Genomic DNA, 19124 nt, shown 5'->3' on the forward strand with positions numbered 1-19124 from the left:
GGCCCGTCGACGAGCAGGCCCAGCACCGGTCGGCGGACAATCGCGTCCGGGTCCTCGACGGCGTCGCGGGCACCTGCCATCCATCCCTCGAGCGGTGCCAGGACCTCCCTGAACTCGGCCACCAGGGCCTCCCCGCTCAGATGCGAAACCTGGGCGACGTTCTGCGTGGAGAAGATGTAGGCGTGCTCGGGCGAGATCGGCGTGAGGCCCGAGGCGTGCCTGGGCGCGTTGAACGTGTGGGTACAGGTCGCCCAGTCAGGGCGCTCGACCATCGTCCGCCACACGTACTGACCCAGGAACGAGGGTTTGCCGTCGATCCCCATGAGACTTCGCGTCCGAGACCCGACGCCGTCGGCGCCGACCACCAGATCGACGATCCGTTCGCTCCCGTCGCCGAGCACGGCTCGGACGTCGTCGGCTCTGAAGGTGAGGTCGACCAGCTCGGCGCCGGTGGACAGCAACGCCCCAGCCGACTCGGCCGCGGTCCGCAGAACACGGGACAACGCCGGCCTGCCCAGGCCCACTATGACCGGCTGCCCCGGCCCGAGCAGCGAAGGGGGCTCGATCTCGTGCAGGACCTTGCCGGCGGTATCGCAGTTGCGAATACCCCGCATGGGATAGCCGGCGTCTATGCATGGCTGCGCCAGGCCGATCGTGTCCAGCGCCCGCAGCGCCGGACCCGTCAGGCTCAGCCCCCAGCCGACGGCTGGCCAGCCATGCTGCTGTTCGACGACCTCGACCGCATGCCCTCGCCGACACAGCGCGACAGCCGCGGTGAGCCCACCGATACCACCGCCGACGATCAGGACGCTGCGCCGTTGCTGCTTCATCATCTGCTTCCTCGGTAGGTCAGAGGGCCTGAAGCTGCTCGCCGACGTGAGAAGCCCATTCCCCTAGCAGCCGGAACGCGCCGTCCCCCCGGGCGCTTTCCCGTGTTTCGGTGACGAGTTCCTCGGTCGGCCGGGGTGCTTCTGGCGCAAGGCCGGCAGATCCACGGATCGTCGAGGTCGTAGTCCAGCGGCGTGTTCGCACGTGTCTACGGACCGATCCGGGCGTCGAAGTGCACCGCTCGCGGCAGCGGACAGACGTCCGTCGCGTTCTCCACGACGAGCGTTCGCACCCCGACCCGGCCCGCGGTGTTCACGACCATCGCACCGACCGGTCCCAAGCCGACAACAAGAACGTCGTGGGTCTGCATGACTCGAAGAATGCTCCTGCTGAACCACAGACGTCAAGGTTGACATGTTATTTATGACACCATAGGTTCGGCCCTACGCCGCCATCCATGTGCGGCCGAGGGAGCCTGAGCGTGAAGCTCGCCAGTCACATCCGCGACGACGGGGCCACTGTCGCGGTCGTGACCGATTCCGGCCTCGTCCCCCTGACGGATCTGAGCGCCGACGCGCCGACACCCCTGGCCGAGGTCGAATTTCTTCCGGTCGTCCCGGGTCCCCACGCGATCTGGTGCGCGGCGCTGACCTACCCGGTCCGGGTGTCTCTCGCGACTCTCGGGCGTGCGAGCACCGGCCCATTCGGCCCCACCTTCACTGAAACCACCTGCGCGGGAGTACCTCCACTGACATGAACACACGGATATCGCGTCCCACAGAGCCCAGGCTGGTCGTCATGCTCAGCGAGTCGTGGACCTTGGCGCAACCGCGCGACCTACGTTCCCTGGTCGACCTGAGTGTCGTGATCGAGCGGGCAGGAGCTCACGGGGTACTTGTCGGCGAGCACGTGGTCATGGGTCCCGATGCCGGACGCAACGGTGTGCCGGCCAACCCTCGAGACTTCTTTCGCAACGGCAACCAGCGCCCCGCCGATGCACACCCGAGCAGCCTTGAGCTGCTCAGCGCCATGGCCGCTGTGACGACCCACCTGGTTCTGCATGCGGTTGCCCTGCTCAGCCCACTGCGCCATCCGCTCGTCCTCGGCAAGCAGTTGGCCACGCTCGACTTGATCTCCCAAGGGCGTCTCGTCTTCATGCCCTCAACGAGCTGGCAGCAGGAGGAGTACGCGGCGCTGGCCGTCGACTTCGACAAGCGCGGTGAGATCCTCGACGAGCAGCTTGAGGTCTGGCGCGGTGCCTGGCGCGACGACGTCCTCAGTCACCGCGGCACCCACTACGAATTCCGCGACGTCTACTTCGAACCCAAGCCCTGGCGACCTGACGGCCCACTGCTCTGGATCGGAGGGTCGCGACTGCACCGGCGAGCGATACGGCGAGCCGTCCGCTACGCCGACGGCGTCTTCCCCGGCAAAGTTCCCACAGACGAAGAACTCGACCTCCTCTCGTGGGCGCTTGCCCAAGAGGGGCGACGTCTCGAGGACACTGATCTGTGCATGTGGTTGGGAGCGGAAACGCCGTTCCCCGACGACCGCGGCCCGAAACCGTTGGGCCCCGCGCTTGATGCGGCCGCTCCGCATTTCAGCCGGGGCATAGCCACGTTCGTGATGAAGGCATCTCAGTACATAGATCACGTCGATCAGCTCGGGGACCTGGTGGCCGAGGCCCAGACAGGGTTGCGTGAACGTCTCCGGTGACCGACACCGTGCCCGCCGCTGGTGAAGCGGGTCAGCGGCGGAGCAGGTCGGGCTCAGTCTTCTTCCGGAGCTCGTCCTCGGTGACGTCCGGCGCCAGCTCGACGAGTTCCAGGCCGTCCGGGGTGACATCGAGGACGCAGAGGTCCGTGATGACGCGCTGCACGACGCGGCGGCCGGTGTACGGCAACGAGCATTGACGGACGATCTTCTGGGAGCCGTCCTTGGCAAGGTGTGTCATCAGCACGACGACTCGGTCGGCACCATGTACCAGGTCCATCGCCCCACCCATGCCCTTGATCATCTTCCCGGGAATCATCCAGTTCGCGATGTCACCGGACGCCGAGACCTGCATCGCACCCAGGATCGCGACGTCAACCTTGCCTCCGCGGATCATCGCGAACGACGTCGCGGAGTCGAAGAACGACGCTCCGCGGCGTACGGTCACCGTCTCCTTGCTCGCGTTGATCAGGTCGGGGTCCTCGTCGCCCTCGAACGGGTACGTACCGAACCCGAGGATTCCGTTCTCCGACTGCAGCACCACCTCGACGTCATCCGGAATGTGGTTCGGTACCAGCGTCGGCAGGCCGACGCCCAGGTTCACATACGATCCGTCGCGTAGCTCCGCGGCTGCCCGCGCTGCCATCTGTTCATGCGTCCACGCCACCCGTACAGCTCCTCGTAGTAGTCAGGTTCGGGGCCCAGCCTCGCTCCACGCGCCCACAGGGTGAGGCCGCGCTGCAGGACACCGGCAGATGAAAGGCCGGCAGGGAGGTCCCGTCCCACCTCGGTGAGTCCGTCAACGAACCAGTACGGTCCTCTTCTCGATCCGCTTGTCGGCGGCCTGCTCCGGCGTCAGCGGCACCACCCGCTGCACGAAAATCCCGGGGGTGTGCACGTGGTCGGGGTCGATCTCGCCGGGCTCCACGAGCTCCTCGACCTCAGCGATGGTGACGTGTCCGCACATCGCGGCGGGCGGGTTGAAATTCCGTGCGGAGCTTCGGTAGACGAGGTTGCCATGCCGGTCGCCTTTCCAGGCCCGTACCAGCGCGAAGTCCGCGACAATGGCCTTCTCCAGAACGAACTCGACGTCTCCGTCGCGGGTCTCGAAGACGCTCACCGCCTTCCTCGGCGACTGCTTGACCACGTTGCCGCTCGCGTCATAGCGCCATGGCAAACCGCCGTCCGCGACCTGCGTCCCCACGCCCGTGCGCGTGTAGAACGCAGCGATGCCCGACCCTCCCGCACGCATGCGCTCCGCCAGCGTGCCCTGCGGAGTCAGTTCGACCTCGAGCTCCCCGGCGAGATACTGCCGGGCGAACTCCTTGTTCTCGCCGATGTAGGAGGCGATCACCCGGCGCACCCGGCGCGCCGACAGCAGCCTGCCCAGGCCCCAGTCGTCGACGCCGCCGTTGTTCGACACCAACTCAAGGCCCCTGGTACCCGCATCCAGCACCGCCTGGATCAGCACCGAGGGGATCCCGCACAGTCCGAACCCGCCCACGGCCAGTGTCGCCCCGTCCGGGATGTCCGCCACGGCATCGTCAGCCGACCCCACAACCTTGTTCATCATCTCCTCCTCTTGACTTCGCTCTTCACGCCGGCTCCGCGGTCCGGCCGCGCCACGCTCCGCACAAGCGGACCAGGTGGGCCTGATCCCGAAGGCGGAGAATCCCGTCCCACAGGTTCATCTCGAGGCCGATCCAGGCTGCACAGGCACGCGAGTCGTCACGTCGGCCGCCGGCTCAAGAGGAAGTCGCGAATCGCCTCGACGAAGTCGTTGTAGGCCACCGTGGGTCCGGCAGTCGTCGCCGCATCAGCTCCAGCGGCCACACGTGCCGGCTCGACCTGACTCAGCGCGCTCTTCGCCGCCGAGATCGCACCCGCTGGTGCGGCGGCGATCTGGGTGGCGATCGCCGTCGCCGTCGCGAACGCCGTCCCGGCCGGCACGACACGCGTCACGAGCCCAACGTTGACCGCCTCTTCGGCGGTCAGCAGACGGCCGGTCAGGTAGAGGTCCGCCGCCATCGCCTTCCCTGCCCGACGAGAGACCCTTGCGACGAATGCCTCCGACGCTTGAATCCCGAACCGGGCCACAGGCATTCCGATACGCGCCGCCTCGGACAGGACGACGAGGTCGCACGCCAGCGCCAGCTGACATCCCGCCCCCGCCGCGATGTCCTCGACGGCCGCGATCACGGGCACCGAGGACCGCTCGATCGCCTGGAAACAGGTCTCCATGTCTCTGAAGGTCTGCTCGACCTCTTCGAAACTCGCGTCCACCCAGTCGTTCATGTCCGAACCGGCGCTGAAGGTGTCACCTCGGCCTCGCACGACGATCGCAGCAACGCCCGGTTCGGTCGGCAACCATGCGACGAGACCCGCCAGAACGTGCCAGTCCCGCGCGCCCAACGCGTTGCGCCGGGTCCCGTCACCGATCTCGATGACCGCGACCTTCCCGTGAAGACCATGGCTGACGCGCTCGGTCGCCACCCTCTCGTTTCCTTTCCGTACGCTTCTACTTGCCGGGTAGTCCCCGCCCGTGCTGGTCAGCGCTCGTGGTGCGCCATGCGGCCACCGTGGTGATGCTCGTAGTGCTGGGCCAGCAGGTTCATGGCGTAGTCGTTGCCGTTCGGCTCCCGGACGATGGTGTGCACGTGGAACCGGGCAGCTTCTTCGTTGGCCAGGAAGACACCGGGGTGGTTGTCGTACTCCACCAGGAGAACAGGCGAGTGCACGCGGTAGTAGAACGGCGCGACATCGTCGTGTCCCCCACGCCAGACGAAATGAGTTTCGTCGAGGTGCCCAACGACCTGGTCCAGCTTGGCGGCGGCGTGCACCTGCGGCATCCGGTCGAGGTAGACGCGCAGCAGGTCGACGAGCAGATCCTTCTGGTCCTTCGTCAAGCGGCTGACCTTGATGCCCTCCGGCGGTAGCACGAGGTTGTCGCACCCCGCACCACCGACGTGCCGGCCGTTCCACGGCCCGGCGAGCTCGGCAGGCAGGTCCTCCGGCAACAGGGTGGCGCTGAGCAGGAACTCCTGCTCCTGGTCGGCCGTGAGCGCTCGCCGGAACTCCAGTCCTCGCTGCGTCTCGTCATCCAGGGCTCGCACACCCTTGTGCGGGCCCGCGACGGCGACCGTGGGCTCGGCGCCGATGAAAACCGGTGCGAAGACAACTTGACTGTCGACGAAGACGCAGTGCAGGTCGAGATGGTGACCCATCAGCTGCCAGCCCCACGGCGCACCCGAGTCCGGCTCCCCGAACACCGTGAACCAGTAGTTGAACTCCGTCAGGGTGTCGCGATAGTCGTCGACAAGCTCACCGAGTGCCGCGTTCAGTTTCATGGCCGCCCGCACGGACGAGTAGCCCTCGGGGCTCAGGCTCGCCTCGATGACACGAAGCGCGAGGGCGCGCCGCTCGTCGTTGAACCTTTCCAACCGCATGCCCTTCGGTGTCCAGGTCGGCACCGCGTTGGTCCACAGCCTCCACTCCGGCGAGTCCATCGGCAGCTGTCCGATCAGACGCTCGTGCGGCTGCAACGCGTTGAGGTAGGTCATCGCGGCAGCGACAGCAAGGGTGGGGCGCAGGCCGGTGTCGGTGAGCGTGTAGAAGCCTTGTCTCGGCGTGCCGCTCTCGGTGATCCCGACGAATGGCTCGCGGTAGTGCCGTTCACCCGCCGACAGCTCGAACGCCGGCACGGCCGGCAGCAGATCGGCGTAGAGGATCGAGTCCACGATGGGCAGCTCGCCCTTTCGCGTACGCAGCGGGAAGCTCGCTGGGGTCGGGTCCGTCCGGACAGAGTCCGCGAGTTCCTCGACTTGGTGTTCGCTCATGGCGGTTCCTCCGGTGTTCCCGTTCGCGGCTACTCGGTCGGCACCGCAAGCGCGGCGTCCTCGGGCATGAACTGCGGTTGGATGTGGCGGGCTTGGATCAGCCAGCGGCCGTCGACGCGGACAAAGGTGTCTTCGACGTCGGCGACAAGAGCCGGGCTTGTACGCCGTCGCGGCGCCCGGCCGTCTTCCGCGAACAGCAGCAGCGAGGACAGCGCGCGAGCGGAGTTGCCGTCGAAATCGAGCAGATGCAGATTGGTGACGCAGTGCCGCGAGACCCGCGGGCCGCGTGCACTGCGGTTGGCATAGAGATTGTCGATCTCCGTCGTTCCCGTCACGGTCGCGCGGGAGATCGTCAGGGTCGCGTCGCCGGTGAAGTACCTCGACACGCCAGAACCATCGGTGGCGTCGATTTCGTACCACACCGCAGTCACCAACGCCATCAACTCGTCGCGGACCACGCGCATCGAGACCGCCGGCGCGGCCGCGCCGCTGGTGCGAGCGTCGCCGGCTGCTGGATACGGCACGTGCGTCTCGTGTTTGTCCTGAGCCGCGGCAGGTGTCTCGGTTGAGTGCCCGGTGCCGCGCACGGCCGCGGCCGCGGCTGTGGCGCCGGCGCGCAGGAAACTGAGATCGGTGCTGATCGTGATCAGGCTGTATCCGCGGGTGAGGCGGTCCGCTGCGTCGGCGCCGCTGTATGCGGCTCCGCCGAGCGCGATCCCCTTGTCACGGCAGATGGCTTCGGCGCTCTCGATCCCGCGGCGCAGGCCGGGATCGTCGAGACCGCCGCCACTGGACACGGCGAGATCCACTTCACCTATGAAGATCATGTCGATGCCGGGCACCGCCGCGATGGAATCGATGGCTGCGAGCGCGGCGCCGCTCTCGACCTGAGCGATGAGTGTGATCTGGTCGCCGCCTCGGAGGTAATCAGCCAGCCCGGCGGTCCCCCACGAGCCGGCCCGCCCGGACGGGCTCGCCCCACGACGCCCCACTGGCGGGAACCTGACGGCCTGGACGGCAGCCTGCGCGCCTGCGACGTCCTCGACGCGGGGCACGACGACGCCGGCTGCTCCCGCGTCCAACACCGGTTGGACGTGGGCGGCGGTCGCTTCAGGGACACGCACGAACGGTCGCAGCCCAGATGCTCGGGCCGACCCGACCATCTGGGAAACGGTCTCGATGTTGAGCGTCGCATGTTCGAGGTCGATGATCACGAAGTCCAGGCCGGCCGTGGCCAGGAGCTCGACGACCTCGACGGCGGGCAGTTTCACCCAGGTACCGATGAGGGGTGTGGTCCTGTTGCGGGCAGTGTTCATGCCGGTGGCCGCTTCTGGGTGTCGTCCGCGGGCACGTCGTCGGCAGCGGCGTAGTCCGCCGCGTTGAGGACCCAGCCCTGGTCGAGGAAGTCACGGCGCGGTGGCGCGAAGATGTCGAGCAGCTGGTGCAGCCCGTCCCCGACGGCCTGGGTCGTGTGGATGAGCGGCGGGGGAATGACGGTGATCGATGGGCTTTCCACTTGGATGTGTTCATCTGGCCGCCAGTCGGCCAATCGCGACGTCCATGTGGTGCGCAGGTGGTGCACGTACGTTCCGGCGAGGGTGACCGAGCACTGTTCGAAGTCATCGTGCCAGTGGGGTGAGAGACGGTCGGGGTCGCGGGGCTGATGCTCGTCCGGGAACCAGTTGATCATCAGCGACGAGGACCGCAGTATTCGCCCGAGACGACCCGGCTCAGGTTCGACGTCGTTCAATCTGTGGACGCGCATGCGCTCGGACAGAGGTCTGCCCGGTGTGCCCGGGAGCGCCACCAATGGATCCGCGGCTCGGTAGTCGTCGGCGTTGCGTGCCGCGGCAGCCAGTCCTGCGCGGCCGGCCGCAAAAATCCGGACCACCCTCCCGTCGGTGTGGGCCGTCAGGGTGCTGTCGCCCGGCGGGACGATGACGACCGTTGAGGCTGCGGCGTGGACGGTCTCGTCGTCGGTGTCGTGACCGGCGTGACTGACCGAGACGGTTCCGGCGCACACCACGACGATGTGTTCGTCATCGCCTCCTTCCACCGCGAGCCGTTCACCCGCCCGCACATCGGTGAGGGCGACAACGAAGTTCTGGCCGCGCACGACCCAGGTCCGGCCGCCCAGCGGCAGCTCTGCGTCCGGTTTCTCGGCGACGAGATCAAGCACAGTGGCGGCCCGAGCCCTCGACCGCGGTGCTGCCGGGACCGCCTGAGCGCTGGTCAGCGCGGCGCGGGGATCGCCGGCCGGGTACATCGAGCTCACGGTTGGCCTTTCTGCTGGTCTTCGAACGTTCCGCTTCGAACGTTCCGCCGGGACTTCACGGAATGTGCCGATGGGGTCGGGCGTGGCGGACGACCTGGGTCAGGACGTGGCACTGCGCCAACCGCCACGGGGTCCGGCCTTCGACGACATCTCCGACGTTGGCGGGCGGGTCGTGATGTCGCCGGGTTATGCCGACAGCGCGCCGCAGTAAGGAAATACCTGCGGACAGAGGCCCGGCATGCCGCGCTCGCGCTCCCTCTCCGTTCATCGCATCAACACACGGATGCGTGGGGCAGTGGAACGCTACGACGCCGCTGCCATCATGTCAATGCTTTAGTGTCATAACATACATGTCCGCTCCTTAGGTCTGCGCGCCTGCCATGAGACCACGAACCTTGCGTACGGCATTGACATGTAAATATTGCCATGATTGCCTTGACGTCCGCCCCGCCCCGCCACCAGCACTCATGGATCCGCCACGGCTTGGAGACGCCACGAGCCGAGATGCCCACAAGGAGAGCAAGTCGATGAGCGAACTCGTCCCGAGTCCGGAGCTTCCCGGCAGCCATCGTCGAGAGGCGACGCACTCAGGCCTGGTCAGCGAAACCGATGTTTACGTAACCATGCGTGACGGCGTTCGGCTGTGCGTCGACGTGTTCCGGCCTGAGACCGACGAGCCGCTACCGGCCCTGCTGGCGTTCTCCATCTACAACAAGGAGCTCGCCACACCGGAAGCGACCAGCCTTCCGCCCCAGCCCGCCTGGTCCCCGCTCTGGATGGGGCCGACCGAAGCCGGCGACACCCGCTTTCTCACCTCGCGCGGGTACGTCCACGTGGTCGGGATGCCGCGCGGCGTCGGAAAATCCGGGGGTGGCGGCTCGCGTGAGTTCGACTCCTACGATCTGATCGAGTGGATCGCCGCCCAACCCTGGTGCGACGGAAACGTCGGCATGGTCGGTATCTCCGGTTTCGGCGCCGAACAGATGCACGTCGCTCGGCAGAACCCGCCCAGCCTCAAAGCAATCTTTCCCTACGACCCCCGCGGCGCCTACGGAACGCTGGGCGGTTTCCGCGAGGAGCACCCCGGTGGCGTGCTCAGCCTGTTCCGTTACCTGGTCGGGCACTTCGGCGTCTTCCACCAGAACAAGGGCGCGCCCACGCAGCTTCCGCCGGCCCGGGACGCCCTGTGGCGGACGGCGATGGCAAATCCGGACTACCGGATGTACGGCCACATCCTCAACGTGCTGAGCATGAAGGGCCAGCACATGCCGGCCATCTTCGAAACCCTGATCGACCCCTTCGAGGAGCCCGGCACCGTCGAACGCAGCGAGGCGGAGTTCGACACCATCAAGATTCCCGTCTACACCGGCGCCGGCTGGTACGGCTACACCTACAAGACGCACCTGCAAGGCGCCCAGAGCTACTGGCGGCACCTGAAGGACATCCCGAAGAAGCTCCTCTTCCTCGGACACGCGCACCTTGAGCGTCCCTTCCACGGCCTGCACCACGAGATCGTGCGGTGGTACGACCACTGGCTCAAGGGCATCGATACCGGCATCCTGGACGAACCGCCGGTCAGGTACTGGGTCAGCGGCGCCAACGAATGGCGCACCGGCACCGACTGGCCACTGCCCGAGACCGAGTGGACCAAGCTGTACCTCACCAGCTGGGAACGGTTGCGCAGCCAGGAGTTCACCCCGGGCTCGGCCGACGACCTGATCCCCCCTGACTCGTTCGTTCAGATGCCGCTGACCCACACGCGCGACGTGGCGAAGCTTCGCTTCATGACCGACCCACTCCCCCACGACGTGCTGATCGCCGGCCCGTCAAAGCTCAAGCTGTGGGCGGCGATCGATCAGGAGGACACCAACTGGATCATCGTCCTCAAGGACGTGGGGCCGGACCCGTCGGTGCGCACGGCTCGAGAGGGCGAGTTCGACATTCCCCAGGGCCTGCCCGAGCGGGAGCTGACCCGCGGGTGGCTGAAGGCGACGAACCGGGCGCTGGACGCCGAGCGGAGCACACCCTGGAAGCCGTTTCACAAGCTCACTCGGGACGCGGCCCAGCCGGTGGTCCCCGGTGAGGTCGTCGAGTACGACATCGAGATCCTCGCGACCGCGAACCTCTTCCGAGCCGGTCACCGCATCTGCGTCGAAATCACGAGCATGGACCGCCCGACCGGGGTCGCGGGTGCCACCGATGTGGAGTACGTGCCGTATCACATCTGCAGCTCGAAGACGACCTTGCACCACGTCTTCCACAACACCCAGTACCCCTCCCACCTGCTCTTGCCGGTCGTCCCCACGGTGCCCGGCCCTCAGGAGTCCAGCTCGGGGCCGGCCTGAGCCGAGCAGCCGGCAGACCCCGGGAACCGAAGACATGAGCCGGCCTACGAGGTGCTCCTGAGCCGCGATGCCTGCTCGCACAAGCGAGATGCCGCTGAGCAATACGGTGCAGGGGGCCCGCGCCGGCACCGCCAGACCCCTCCCAGGGCATCCCGTCATATCCATCACAACACCGATCACCCCGAACAGGAGAGCTCATGGCAGAGAATCTCGTCGCCTCTCTGGACCTCACGCCGGCCTCGACCACCCGCAAGATCAGGCGGGTCGTGACCGGGACCAACGGCGCAGGAGAGTCTGTGGTGGTGATCGACGGCATCAGTCCGCACACCAGTTGCCAGGCCGGCAGCGACCAGTTCGTCGTCACCCAACTCTGGCGCACGACCGAGACTCCGGCCGACAACAGCCAGCCGGCGGTCGACCTTCCGTCCGAACCCCTGCCGGTAACACCCCCGCAGCACGGTTCGGTGTTCCGTACCGTGGAGTTCCCGCCTGACTCCCTCTGGCGCGCGCCGGGCCCCGAGGGGGAGGAAATGGCTCGCCGGCAGATCCATGCCACGGACTCCATCGACTACTGCATCGTTCTCAGCGGCGAGATCTGGGCGATGCTCGACGCCCAGGAGACGAAGCTGTCCGCCGGTGACGTTCTCGTCCAACGAGGAACCAACCACGCGTGGTCCAACCGCTCCAACGAGCCATGCCTCGTCGCGTTCGTGCTGATCGGCGGCAACGCCGTCGGATGACCGCGTTCGCACACCTGGGTCTCGCCCGTCCGCCGAAGCATGTGCCGAAGACCGAAAACGACCGGCCAAGACCGTGCGTCAAGTGCGACCCCTCCAGTGCCCAAGGAACCAGCGGTGACCTCGGCAGGCGCCTGATGCGGGGTGACGGATGCAGCCGACCCTGAACCCGCCTGCCTATCTTGCTCAGGCGGGGTCAGGCTCGTGCAACCCGTGCGGATGCCGCATCCATTGCCGGCTCGACGTCGTCTCCGTACCGTCGCTCGTACTCGTCGAGAGCCCTGAGGGCGCGTTGAGCCCAAGCGATCTCGAGCTCGGCCCGCTCGACATCGCCGTCGTAGGCAAACTCCCGAAGAAGGATGGTCAGCTCCTGCTGGCGCGGCGACCTGCCTTCGAGCCTCTTCTGTACCCGCTCGTGGGAACCAGCCGAAATCGCCTCCCGAACCGCCCGAACACGGTCCCGGAGCTGCACATAGTGGTCGAGATGCGCCCGCAGGTGGCGTTTGACCACCGCTACCGACGCCAGGTCGGAGAAGATCAACTGGATGCGCTCGGGATCGCGGTTCGGGCGGTAGTCCGGCCCGCCGGTCACCCATGAGACCAAAGCCTTGAGCCCCTCATCAGTGATCGAATAGATCCGCTTCTCGAGCTTCTCGCCGACGGTGGTCAGCGAGCCGGCGATCAAGCCGGCCTCCTCTAGGCGCTTCAGCTCCGGGTAGATCTGACTGTGCGACGCCGACCAGAACCAGCCCAGTCCCAGGCCGAACTGGCGGGCGAGGTCATAGCCCGACGAGGGGGCGGTTGAGAGCGAGCCGAGTATCGTGTATCGGAGAGACACATGTTCGACGTTACACGATTCGAAGCCCTTCACTCCAGACGCAAGACGCTGGACGCGCACCGGAGAAACCACCGCGGCGGTCAGTCGACGCCAGAGCAAGCCGCGCACACGGTATCCGCAGGACGGCGCACGAAGGTGGGGCTCGATGATTGGCCTGATGATCCGGACTCGTACAGGTGCCGTGCTGTGCGAGAGTGCCGGTTGACGTGCACGAATTCCCTATGGTCGAGGGCCAGGCCGGCACAGGGCGCAAACGCTTGCGCGGCGTCCGCCGTCGCCGGCCCGCTCCTCCGGCCAGGCGCAGCCCGAAACATGCCTTGGCCGCCCGTCCTGCGGCCCCCGGATCAGGCGGAGCTGCGAAGAACCCGCCAACGGCCGACGCTCCAACGATCCTGTCTTGCTCAACATGCATATCTCGACATGTAACTAATGCGGTGAAACCGGCGAGGTGATCCGTGTCTGTACCGTGGCCGACGAGCCTATGCGGGACGTGCCGACACCGATGCCGCCAGATGCAGGTGTCGCTGCGGCGGCGAGGCCCTGGTAGACCTCGTCCGGCCCGCCGGCAGCACTCGCATCTCCCGGCATCCTCGTCGACCACCGCGGACGACAGCTGGCCAAAGGCCGTCGAGAACGCGCTGCAATCACACAACTGGCCCTCCTTCCAGCCGTGTGCGACTGCCCGTCCCCTGACTGATCGGCGCGGGGGGCAGACGGGCGCCGATCCCGGGAAGCTCAGGACGAGGTTTCGGGGGCGAGGTCAAGCAGGCACTGCCGGAGCCAGCGGTGCCCAGAGTCCTGTTCGGTGCGTTTCGTCCAAGCCATGATCTGGGTGATCGGTTGCATCTGGGGCGGTGGCGGCTCGAGGAGGCGGATGCCGGCCGGTTCGGCGACCTGTCGCCCCAAAGACTCGACCACGAGTGTGACGAGGCGGGTTCCCTTGAGGAGGAAGGGCGCCAGCAAGGATCCGGCTGTGATCGTCACGTTGTGCGGGATGCCCAGGAAGTCGAGCTGACTCTCGGCCAGCGACCGAGCGTTCGCCGAGGAGGTGGCAAGATAGGGCAGCACGCTGAACTGCTCCCGAGTGATGCTGTCAGCGACGTCTGGGTGATCACGATCGACCGCGAGCACGAGCCTGTCTTTGAACAACACCTGGGTCAGGAAGTCACGGCTTTGGTGCTGAAGGACCTCTCGCGGGATCAGTAGCAGGTCGACGTTCTCGCGGCGGAGCTGATCGGCGGGATCGTCACTGGTCGGACGCAAGAGCAACCGAACCCCCGGTGCCTCGTGAGCGAGCCGACTGACGAGCGGCCGCAGGAAAGTCACGGTGATGTAGTCGTCGGCCATGACGGTGAAGGTCCGCTTGGCCGTTCCGGGGTTGAAGGTCTCGCGCAACGAGAGCACGTCGTTGATCTCGACGAGGATGTCGCGTACGCGGGGCGCGAGCACTTCCGCGAACGGCGTCGGCACCAGGCCGCGACCATCCCGCACCATCACCGGGTCGTTCAGGGCCTTCCGGAGTCGCGCGAGTGTTGAACTCATCGCCGATTGCCCGATCGAGAGTCGCTCAGCGGCCCGGGTCACACTGCGTTCAGTCATCAGCGTGTCGAACGCCACCAGCAGGTTGAGGTCGATGCGGCGCAGATCCATGCCGGGACGATACATCACTGAGATCAATCCCAACTATCGGTGGAGATTGATTGTGAATGTTCAAATAGTGACATATCTTTCTGGACATGGTTGCGGCGCCCGGGACAGGCGACGTCGAGACTCGGGCGCGCTGGATTCAAAGGAGAATCACGTGGTCAAACCGCTCATCACTCATCTGCGGCATGTGGGGATCGCGATGCCCGATCTCGACCGCCAGCTCGCCTTCTACCGGGACACGTGGGGCTTGACCCACGTCGAGTCCGACACCGGTGTGCACTTCCTCGCCGCCGAGGGCTCTCCTGAGAATTACATCGTGCGGCTGCGCAAGGACGACCAGAAGCGCATGGATCTGGTCGCCTTCGGTGCGGCGAACGCGGCCGACGTGGACACGCTCTGCAACCAGCTTCGTGCGGACGGCGTCCAGATCATCCACGAGCCGACCCGTGTGGACACTCCCGGCGGGGGCTACGGCTTCCGGTTCTTCGACTGCGACGGCCGGGTCGTCGAGGTGTCCGCCGACGTCGCCACGCGGGAGTTCCGCAGCATCGAGGAGCGTGAGCTGGTTCCGGTCCGGCTTTCGCACTTCGTGATCAACTCGAACAATCCCGAAGCCACGGTCGACTGGTACATCAAGCACCTCGGCTTCAAGCTGTCCGACACACTCTGCCTCGGCGCGCGCGGCGGCTTCATGTGGTTCATGCGGTGCAACGACTGGCACCACTCCCTGGCCATCGCACGCGGGCCGCACACGGCGATCAACCACATCTCCTTCGAGCTCCGCGGCCTTGACGAGTTCATGCGGGGCACTGGGCGCCTGCTGCGCCAGGGCACCCAGATGATCTGGGGGCCCGGCCGCCACAAAGCGGGGGACAACACCTTTTCCTACTTCTTCGACCGAGTGGGCAACTGCGTCGAGATCACCACCGAGCTCGAGGAGGTCGACTGGGACAAGTGGCACCCCTCCGTCTACGACATCACCACCAATGCCGACTACAGCGATCAGTGGGGCACGGCGAACCCGATGAACGAGTTCGTCTCCAAGCAGCAGTTCAACGATCCGGACCGTGGCGTCTTTGTCGCGCCCCCGCTCTGACGACGAGATGGGCGATGACGTCCTGTGAGTACAAGACGCGGACGTTCGCTGCGCCCAGCGACGTTCTGCTTCGACGAGTTCGAGAAGAGCACGCAGAACGAGCTCATCCCGGTCGGGATCGTCAACAGCGATGCCCGGTCGGGCGATCGTGGCCGGCCAAGGCCCGTTCAACCGACACGTGATCAAGGCGCCGGAGGTCTGAAATGTTCCGCTACTTTCCCACCAATTACGTGTGGAGCCTGTCGGTCAGCATCGCCATGAACTGTGGCGGTCAGATCGGCGAGGTCGACCAGATCAGCGCGCCCCTGGCCGACATCGCCAAAGAGGGAGACGACGCCGGCACCGAGAAGCTCTTCTGGTCCTGGGTGAACTTCGCCGACTCCCTCGCAGAACGCGCTGAGAAGGAAGTCGCCGCACAGCACCCGCTTTCCGCCGGCCCGCTCTACCACCGCGCCTCGGTCTACTACTTCGTCGCGGAGCGGATGCAGAGCCGTGACTTCGGCCCCCGCAAGGAGGCGTACCGGAAGTCCGTTGAGGCGATGAAGGCAGCGATCGAGCACAACCGGTACCGGGCCGAGTACGTCGAGATTCCCTACGAGGACGCCTCCTTCCCCGCGATCTTCACCTGGCCCGAAGGGAATCCCCCCGAGGGTGGCTGGCCGGTGATGGTCTACTGCAACGGCCTGGACTCCATGAAGGAGTTGCTCTTCACCAGCGGCCTGCCGACCGAGTTGTCACGCCGTGGGGTGGCGACGCTCTGCGTCGATCAGCCCGGTACGGGAGCCGCGCTCCGCGAGCGCGACATGCACGCCATCCACGACTCGGAGCGGTGGGCGGGAGCCGCGATCGACTACCTGGAGACCCGGCCCGATGTGAACGCGGAGCGCATCGGCATGAGCGGTGTCTCGCTCGGCGGTTACTACGCACCGCGTGCGGCCGCCTTCGAGAAGCGTTTCAAGCTCTGTGCGGTCTGGGGCGCCAACTACAACTGGGGCGAACTGCAGAAACGTCGTCTCCAGCGTGAGGGCGAGAACCCGGTGCCGCACTACTGGGACCACGTCCAGTGGGTGTTCGGCAAGGAGAGCCTGGACGAGTTCATGGCCTTCGCCCCGAGCATGACCCTGGAGGGCGTGGTCGAGGAGATCACGGTCCCCTTCCTGGTCACCCACGGCGAGGACGACCGACAGATCCCGATGGAGTTCGCGACACCGGAGTACGAGAACGCCGTGAACAGTCCCGACCGCCACTGGAAGTTGTTCAGCACGGTCGAGGGCGGCTCATCGCACGCCGGCTCTGACAACGAGTCCGTTCCGGCGAACTACATCGCCGACTGGGTCAGCGACCGCCTTTGACTCGGCATGCCCGAGCACTGACGTGAGCACGAGCACCCACCGAGTGGCCGTCGTGACCGGCGCTGCCAAGGGCATCGGAGAGCCGAGACATGGTCCATGCCCAGTCCGCGGACGCGGCTCGCCACCTCCTTCGGCCGTATCCGCCGCTAGAAAGAGAGTCTGAGATCCCCTGACATGAACGCCAAGACAACCGGGACGACACGAGCCGAGGAAGCAAAGGTGGGCAAGCGGGTCGCCATCATCGGGGCGGGGCCCGGTGGCCTCTCCGCTGCAATCGCCTTCCAGCAGGCAGGTTTCCATGTGCGGATCTTCGAGCGCCACTCCAAGGTCAAGGGCCTGGGCGGAGCGATCATCCTCAATGCCATCGCCCTCAACATCATGCGCTCCTACGCCGCCGACATCAGCGACACCTTCACCGGCCACAACCAGAAGTTCCGGAGCCACGACGGGCGCTACAAGCGTGTCGTCTTCCCCGAGGACCACGATCTGCTCAGGCAGGCCGGGGCGACCGGGTGGGCCTCCGGGATGATCCGGTCGGAGCTCTACGACAGGCTCGTCGGAGCGGTCAAGGAGGGGTCGATCGTCCCGAACCACGAGCTCACCGCATTCGAGGACCGTGGCAAGGACGTGCTGCTTCACTTCGCCAACGGGCAGGACTATGTCGCGGACATTCTCGTCGGCGCCGACGGCATCGACTCGTTGGTCCGGCAGAAGTTGTTCGGAGAGGGGCCCGCCAAGCACCTCGGCATCGCGGTCTGGCTCGGCTGGACCGACGGCGCCGAGATCGACCGCGACATGCAGTACATGCGCCACTCGGACAAGCACCAGTTCGGGTATGCGCCCCTCAAGTTCCAGGGGGCGGACTGTGTCGAGTGGTGGTTCGTCGAGCCCTGCACCGAGACACAGCCCATGCCGGACGATGTCCGCTCCTACATCGGTGAGCGCATCGCCGACTTCGAGAGTCCCGTCGACAAGATCTTCGCAGCGACCGAGCTCGATGAAGCCCACATCTTCCGCTGGGTGGTCAAGTGGCGAGACCCGTTGAAGACGTGGACCCGCGGCCGAGTGACCTTGCTGGGTGATGCCGGCCACCCCACCTCGCCTTACGCCAGTTACGGAGCGGGCATGGCGCTCGAGGACGGCTTCTTCCTCGGCAGGTACTTCAACGGCGTCGACCTCTCCGACTCCGCGCAGGTCGCCGACGCGTTTGCGAAGTACGAGGACCAGCGCCTGAAGTACACCAACAAGGTCACTGCCAACGCGCGCCGGACCGGTTGGATCTTCCACAATGCCCCTTGGCTCGTGCGCCGAATCCGTGACTTCCTGCTCAACCACACGCCGATTCCCAACAAGGTGATCGGGGACCAGTACACCAAGGAGGGCTACGCCCTCTGGCATGCCCTCATCGAGACCGGAGCGATCTCCGCTCACGACTCGCAGCCGACCGGGGAGAAGTCCGAGAACGACCACGTCGCCTGACGGGTCGCCCAGTACGCGGACACCGAGCTCGACAGTGGCGTAGAAGCCGGCTTTGACCCGGGCCGCGGGTACGGGGCGGCGATGGCGACCTGCGGCCCTCGCCCGCGCCGCCATCGCAGGCCCGGTGGAAGACCGGGATGCCGCCGTCGCGGTGACGGCCACGGCGTGGGATGCCTCAGATCGACCCCGGTCCTTGGGATGACCGCATCTGACGTGTGCCGCCTCACGCTCCGCCGAGGAGTCCAAGCACACCTGCTCGAACTCCTCGGCATCGAAACCCGGCACGGCCCCGCCGGCGAGAGACCTCATACGCCATGCGCGAAGTCACCGGCCAGAGGTCGTATCCACCGTGCTCTCCGCGTCGTCTCCGTAACGTCGCTCGTACTCATCGAGTGCTCGGAGGGCACGTTGAGCCCAGGCGATCTCCAGCTCGGCGCGTTCGACATCGCCGTCGTAAGCGAACTCCCGAAGGAGGATGGTGAGCTCTCTTTGACGTGGTGACTTGCCTTGCAGCCGCTTCTGCACCCGCTCGTGCTCACCCTCGGTGATGGCCTCCCGAACCGGTCGCACGCGGTCACGGCGCTGGACGAAGTGGTCGCGGTGCGCCCTCAAGTGGCGTCTGATCGCCTCCACGGAGGCCAGGTCGGAGAAAATCAGCTGTAGCCGTTCGGGGTCACGGTTGGGACGGTAGTGGGGTCGGTCCGTGACCCATGAAAGGAGTTCGTCGAGTCCCTTCTCGGTGATCGAGTAGACCCGCTTCTCCAACTTCTCCCCCACTGTGGTGAGCGATCCGTCAATCAGGCCGGCCTCCTCCAGGCGCTTGAGCTCTGGATAGATCTGGCTGTGTGAGGCCGACCAGAACCAGCCCAGCCCCAAGCTGAATTGGCGGGCGAGATCGTACCCGGACGAGGGTGCCGAGGTGAGGGACCCGAGGATCGCATAGCGAAGAGACACATGTACAAGGTTACACATGTCATC

Annotated in this window: 18 protein-coding genes; 7 read left to right on the forward strand and 11 right to left on the reverse strand. The window is 66.3% G+C overall.

Going from position 1 to position 19124, the window contains the following annotated elements; genetic code table 11:
* Positions 1-833: FAD-dependent monooxygenase (locus ACFY6U_RS00005; RefSeq protein WP_390034268.1), on the reverse strand; the 833-nt coding region annotated here is incomplete at its 3' end.
* Positions 834-1036: 203 nt separating this feature from the next.
* Positions 1037-1198, reverse strand: a complete 162-nt coding sequence (locus ACFY6U_RS00010; RefSeq protein WP_390034269.1) for an FAD-dependent monooxygenase — start codon at positions 1196-1198, stop codon at positions 1037-1039.
* Between the two features lie 111 nt (positions 1199-1309).
* Here ACFY6U_RS00010 and ACFY6U_RS00015 point away from each other — a divergent pair, with 111 nt between their 5' ends.
* Together ACFY6U_RS00015 and ACFY6U_RS00020 are read left to right on the forward strand one after the other, a co-directional pair.
* The gene (locus tag ACFY6U_RS00015; protein ID WP_390034270.1) at positions 1310-1585 is read left to right on the forward strand and encodes a hypothetical protein; all 276 of its coding nucleotides are present in this window, start codon (positions 1310-1312) and stop codon (positions 1583-1585) included.
* Positions 1586-1626: 41 nt separating this feature from the next.
* On the forward strand, positions 1627-2544 hold the full coding sequence (locus ACFY6U_RS00020) for an LLM class flavin-dependent oxidoreductase (RefSeq protein WP_390034271.1): 918 nt from the start codon (positions 1627-1629) through the stop codon (positions 2542-2544).
* A gap of 31 nt (positions 2545-2575) precedes the next feature.
* Here ACFY6U_RS00020 and ACFY6U_RS00025 read toward each other — a convergent pair whose 3' ends face one another.
* From ACFY6U_RS00025 to ACFY6U_RS00050, 6 genes are all read right to left on the reverse strand, one after another.
* A complete protein-coding gene (locus ACFY6U_RS00025; RefSeq protein ID WP_390034272.1) occupies positions 2576-3208 on the reverse strand; it encodes a CoA transferase subunit B in 633 nt (210 codons plus the stop codon).
* A 132-nt stretch (positions 3209-3340) separates the two neighbouring features.
* The gene (locus tag ACFY6U_RS00030; protein ID WP_390035163.1) at positions 3341-4111 is read right to left on the reverse strand and encodes a CoA transferase subunit A; all 771 of its coding nucleotides are present in this window, start codon (positions 4109-4111) and stop codon (positions 3341-3343) included.
* Between the two features lie 158 nt (positions 4112-4269).
* Complete coding sequence (locus ACFY6U_RS00035; protein WP_390034273.1) at positions 4270-5034, reverse strand: enoyl-CoA hydratase/isomerase family protein; 765 nt, start codon at positions 5032-5034, stop codon at positions 4270-4272.
* Positions 5035-5090: 56 nt separating this feature from the next.
* Entirely contained in the window at positions 5091-6377 is a 1287-nt protein-coding gene (locus ACFY6U_RS00040; RefSeq protein WP_390034274.1) for a DUF3500 domain-containing protein, read from the reverse strand.
* Positions 6378-6406: 29 nt separating this feature from the next.
* Positions 6407-7693, reverse strand: coding sequence for an aldolase/citrate lyase family protein (locus ACFY6U_RS00045; protein ID WP_390034275.1), 1287 nt, complete (start codon positions 7691-7693; stop codon positions 6407-6409).
* Positions 7690-8652, reverse strand: a complete 963-nt coding sequence (locus ACFY6U_RS00050; protein ID WP_390034276.1) for a hypothetical protein — start codon at positions 8650-8652, stop codon at positions 7690-7692. Before ACFY6U_RS00050 ends, ACFY6U_RS00045 begins: the two co-directional genes overlap by 4 nt.
* Before the next feature lie 395 nt (positions 8653-9047).
* On the opposite strand from ACFY6U_RS00050, the gene ACFY6U_RS00055 reads away from it, so the two are divergent.
* Together ACFY6U_RS00055 and ACFY6U_RS00060 are read left to right on the forward strand one after the other, a co-directional pair.
* Complete coding sequence (locus ACFY6U_RS00055) at positions 9048-10997, forward strand: CocE/NonD family hydrolase (RefSeq protein ID WP_390034277.1); 1950 nt, start codon at positions 9048-9050, stop codon at positions 10995-10997.
* Between the two features lie 197 nt (positions 10998-11194).
* Positions 11195-11737 (forward strand): cupin domain-containing protein, encoded by a 543-nt coding sequence (locus ACFY6U_RS00060; protein WP_390034278.1) that lies wholly within the window; start codon positions 11195-11197, stop codon positions 11735-11737.
* A 193-nt stretch (positions 11738-11930) separates the two neighbouring features.
* On the opposite strand, the gene ACFY6U_RS00065 is transcribed toward ACFY6U_RS00060, so the two are convergent.
* Both ACFY6U_RS00065 and ACFY6U_RS00070 read right to left on the reverse strand, forming a co-directional pair.
* The gene (locus ACFY6U_RS00065; RefSeq protein WP_390034279.1) at positions 11931-12680 is read right to left on the reverse strand and encodes a helix-turn-helix transcriptional regulator; all 750 of its coding nucleotides are present in this window, start codon (positions 12678-12680) and stop codon (positions 11931-11933) included.
* A gap of 627 nt (positions 12681-13307) precedes the next feature.
* Positions 13308-14222, reverse strand: coding sequence for a LysR substrate-binding domain-containing protein (locus ACFY6U_RS00070; RefSeq protein WP_390034280.1), 915 nt, complete (start codon positions 14220-14222; stop codon positions 13308-13310).
* Between the two features lie 151 nt (positions 14223-14373).
* On the opposite strand from ACFY6U_RS00070, the gene ACFY6U_RS00075 reads away from it, so the two are divergent.
* The 3 genes from ACFY6U_RS00075 to ACFY6U_RS00085 all read left to right on the forward strand — a co-directional run bounded on the left by ACFY6U_RS00075 (position 14374) and on the right by ACFY6U_RS00085 (position 18146).
* Complete coding sequence (locus ACFY6U_RS00075; RefSeq protein ID WP_390034281.1) at positions 14374-15315, forward strand: VOC family protein; 942 nt, start codon at positions 14374-14376, stop codon at positions 15313-15315.
* A gap of 203 nt (positions 15316-15518) precedes the next feature.
* Positions 15519-16667: an alpha/beta hydrolase family protein gene (locus ACFY6U_RS00080; protein WP_390034282.1), complete on the forward strand. Its 1149-nt coding sequence runs from the start codon at positions 15519-15521 to the stop codon at positions 16665-16667.
* Positions 16668-16841: 174 nt separating this feature from the next.
* The gene (locus ACFY6U_RS00085) at positions 16842-18146 is read left to right on the forward strand and encodes an FAD-dependent oxidoreductase (protein ID WP_390034283.1); all 1305 of its coding nucleotides are present in this window, start codon (positions 16842-16844) and stop codon (positions 18144-18146) included.
* A 324-nt stretch (positions 18147-18470) separates the two neighbouring features.
* On the opposite strand, the gene ACFY6U_RS00090 is transcribed toward ACFY6U_RS00085, so the two are convergent.
* On the reverse strand, positions 18471-19100 hold the full coding sequence (locus ACFY6U_RS00090; protein ID WP_390034284.1) for a PadR family transcriptional regulator: 630 nt from the start codon (positions 19098-19100) through the stop codon (positions 18471-18473).
* Positions 19101-19124: the final 24 nt, after the last annotated feature.

Source organism: Streptomyces sp. NPDC013157, from assembly GCF_042899865.1.
Classification (GTDB): Bacteria; Actinomycetota; Actinomycetes; order Streptomycetales; family Streptomycetaceae; genus Streptomyces.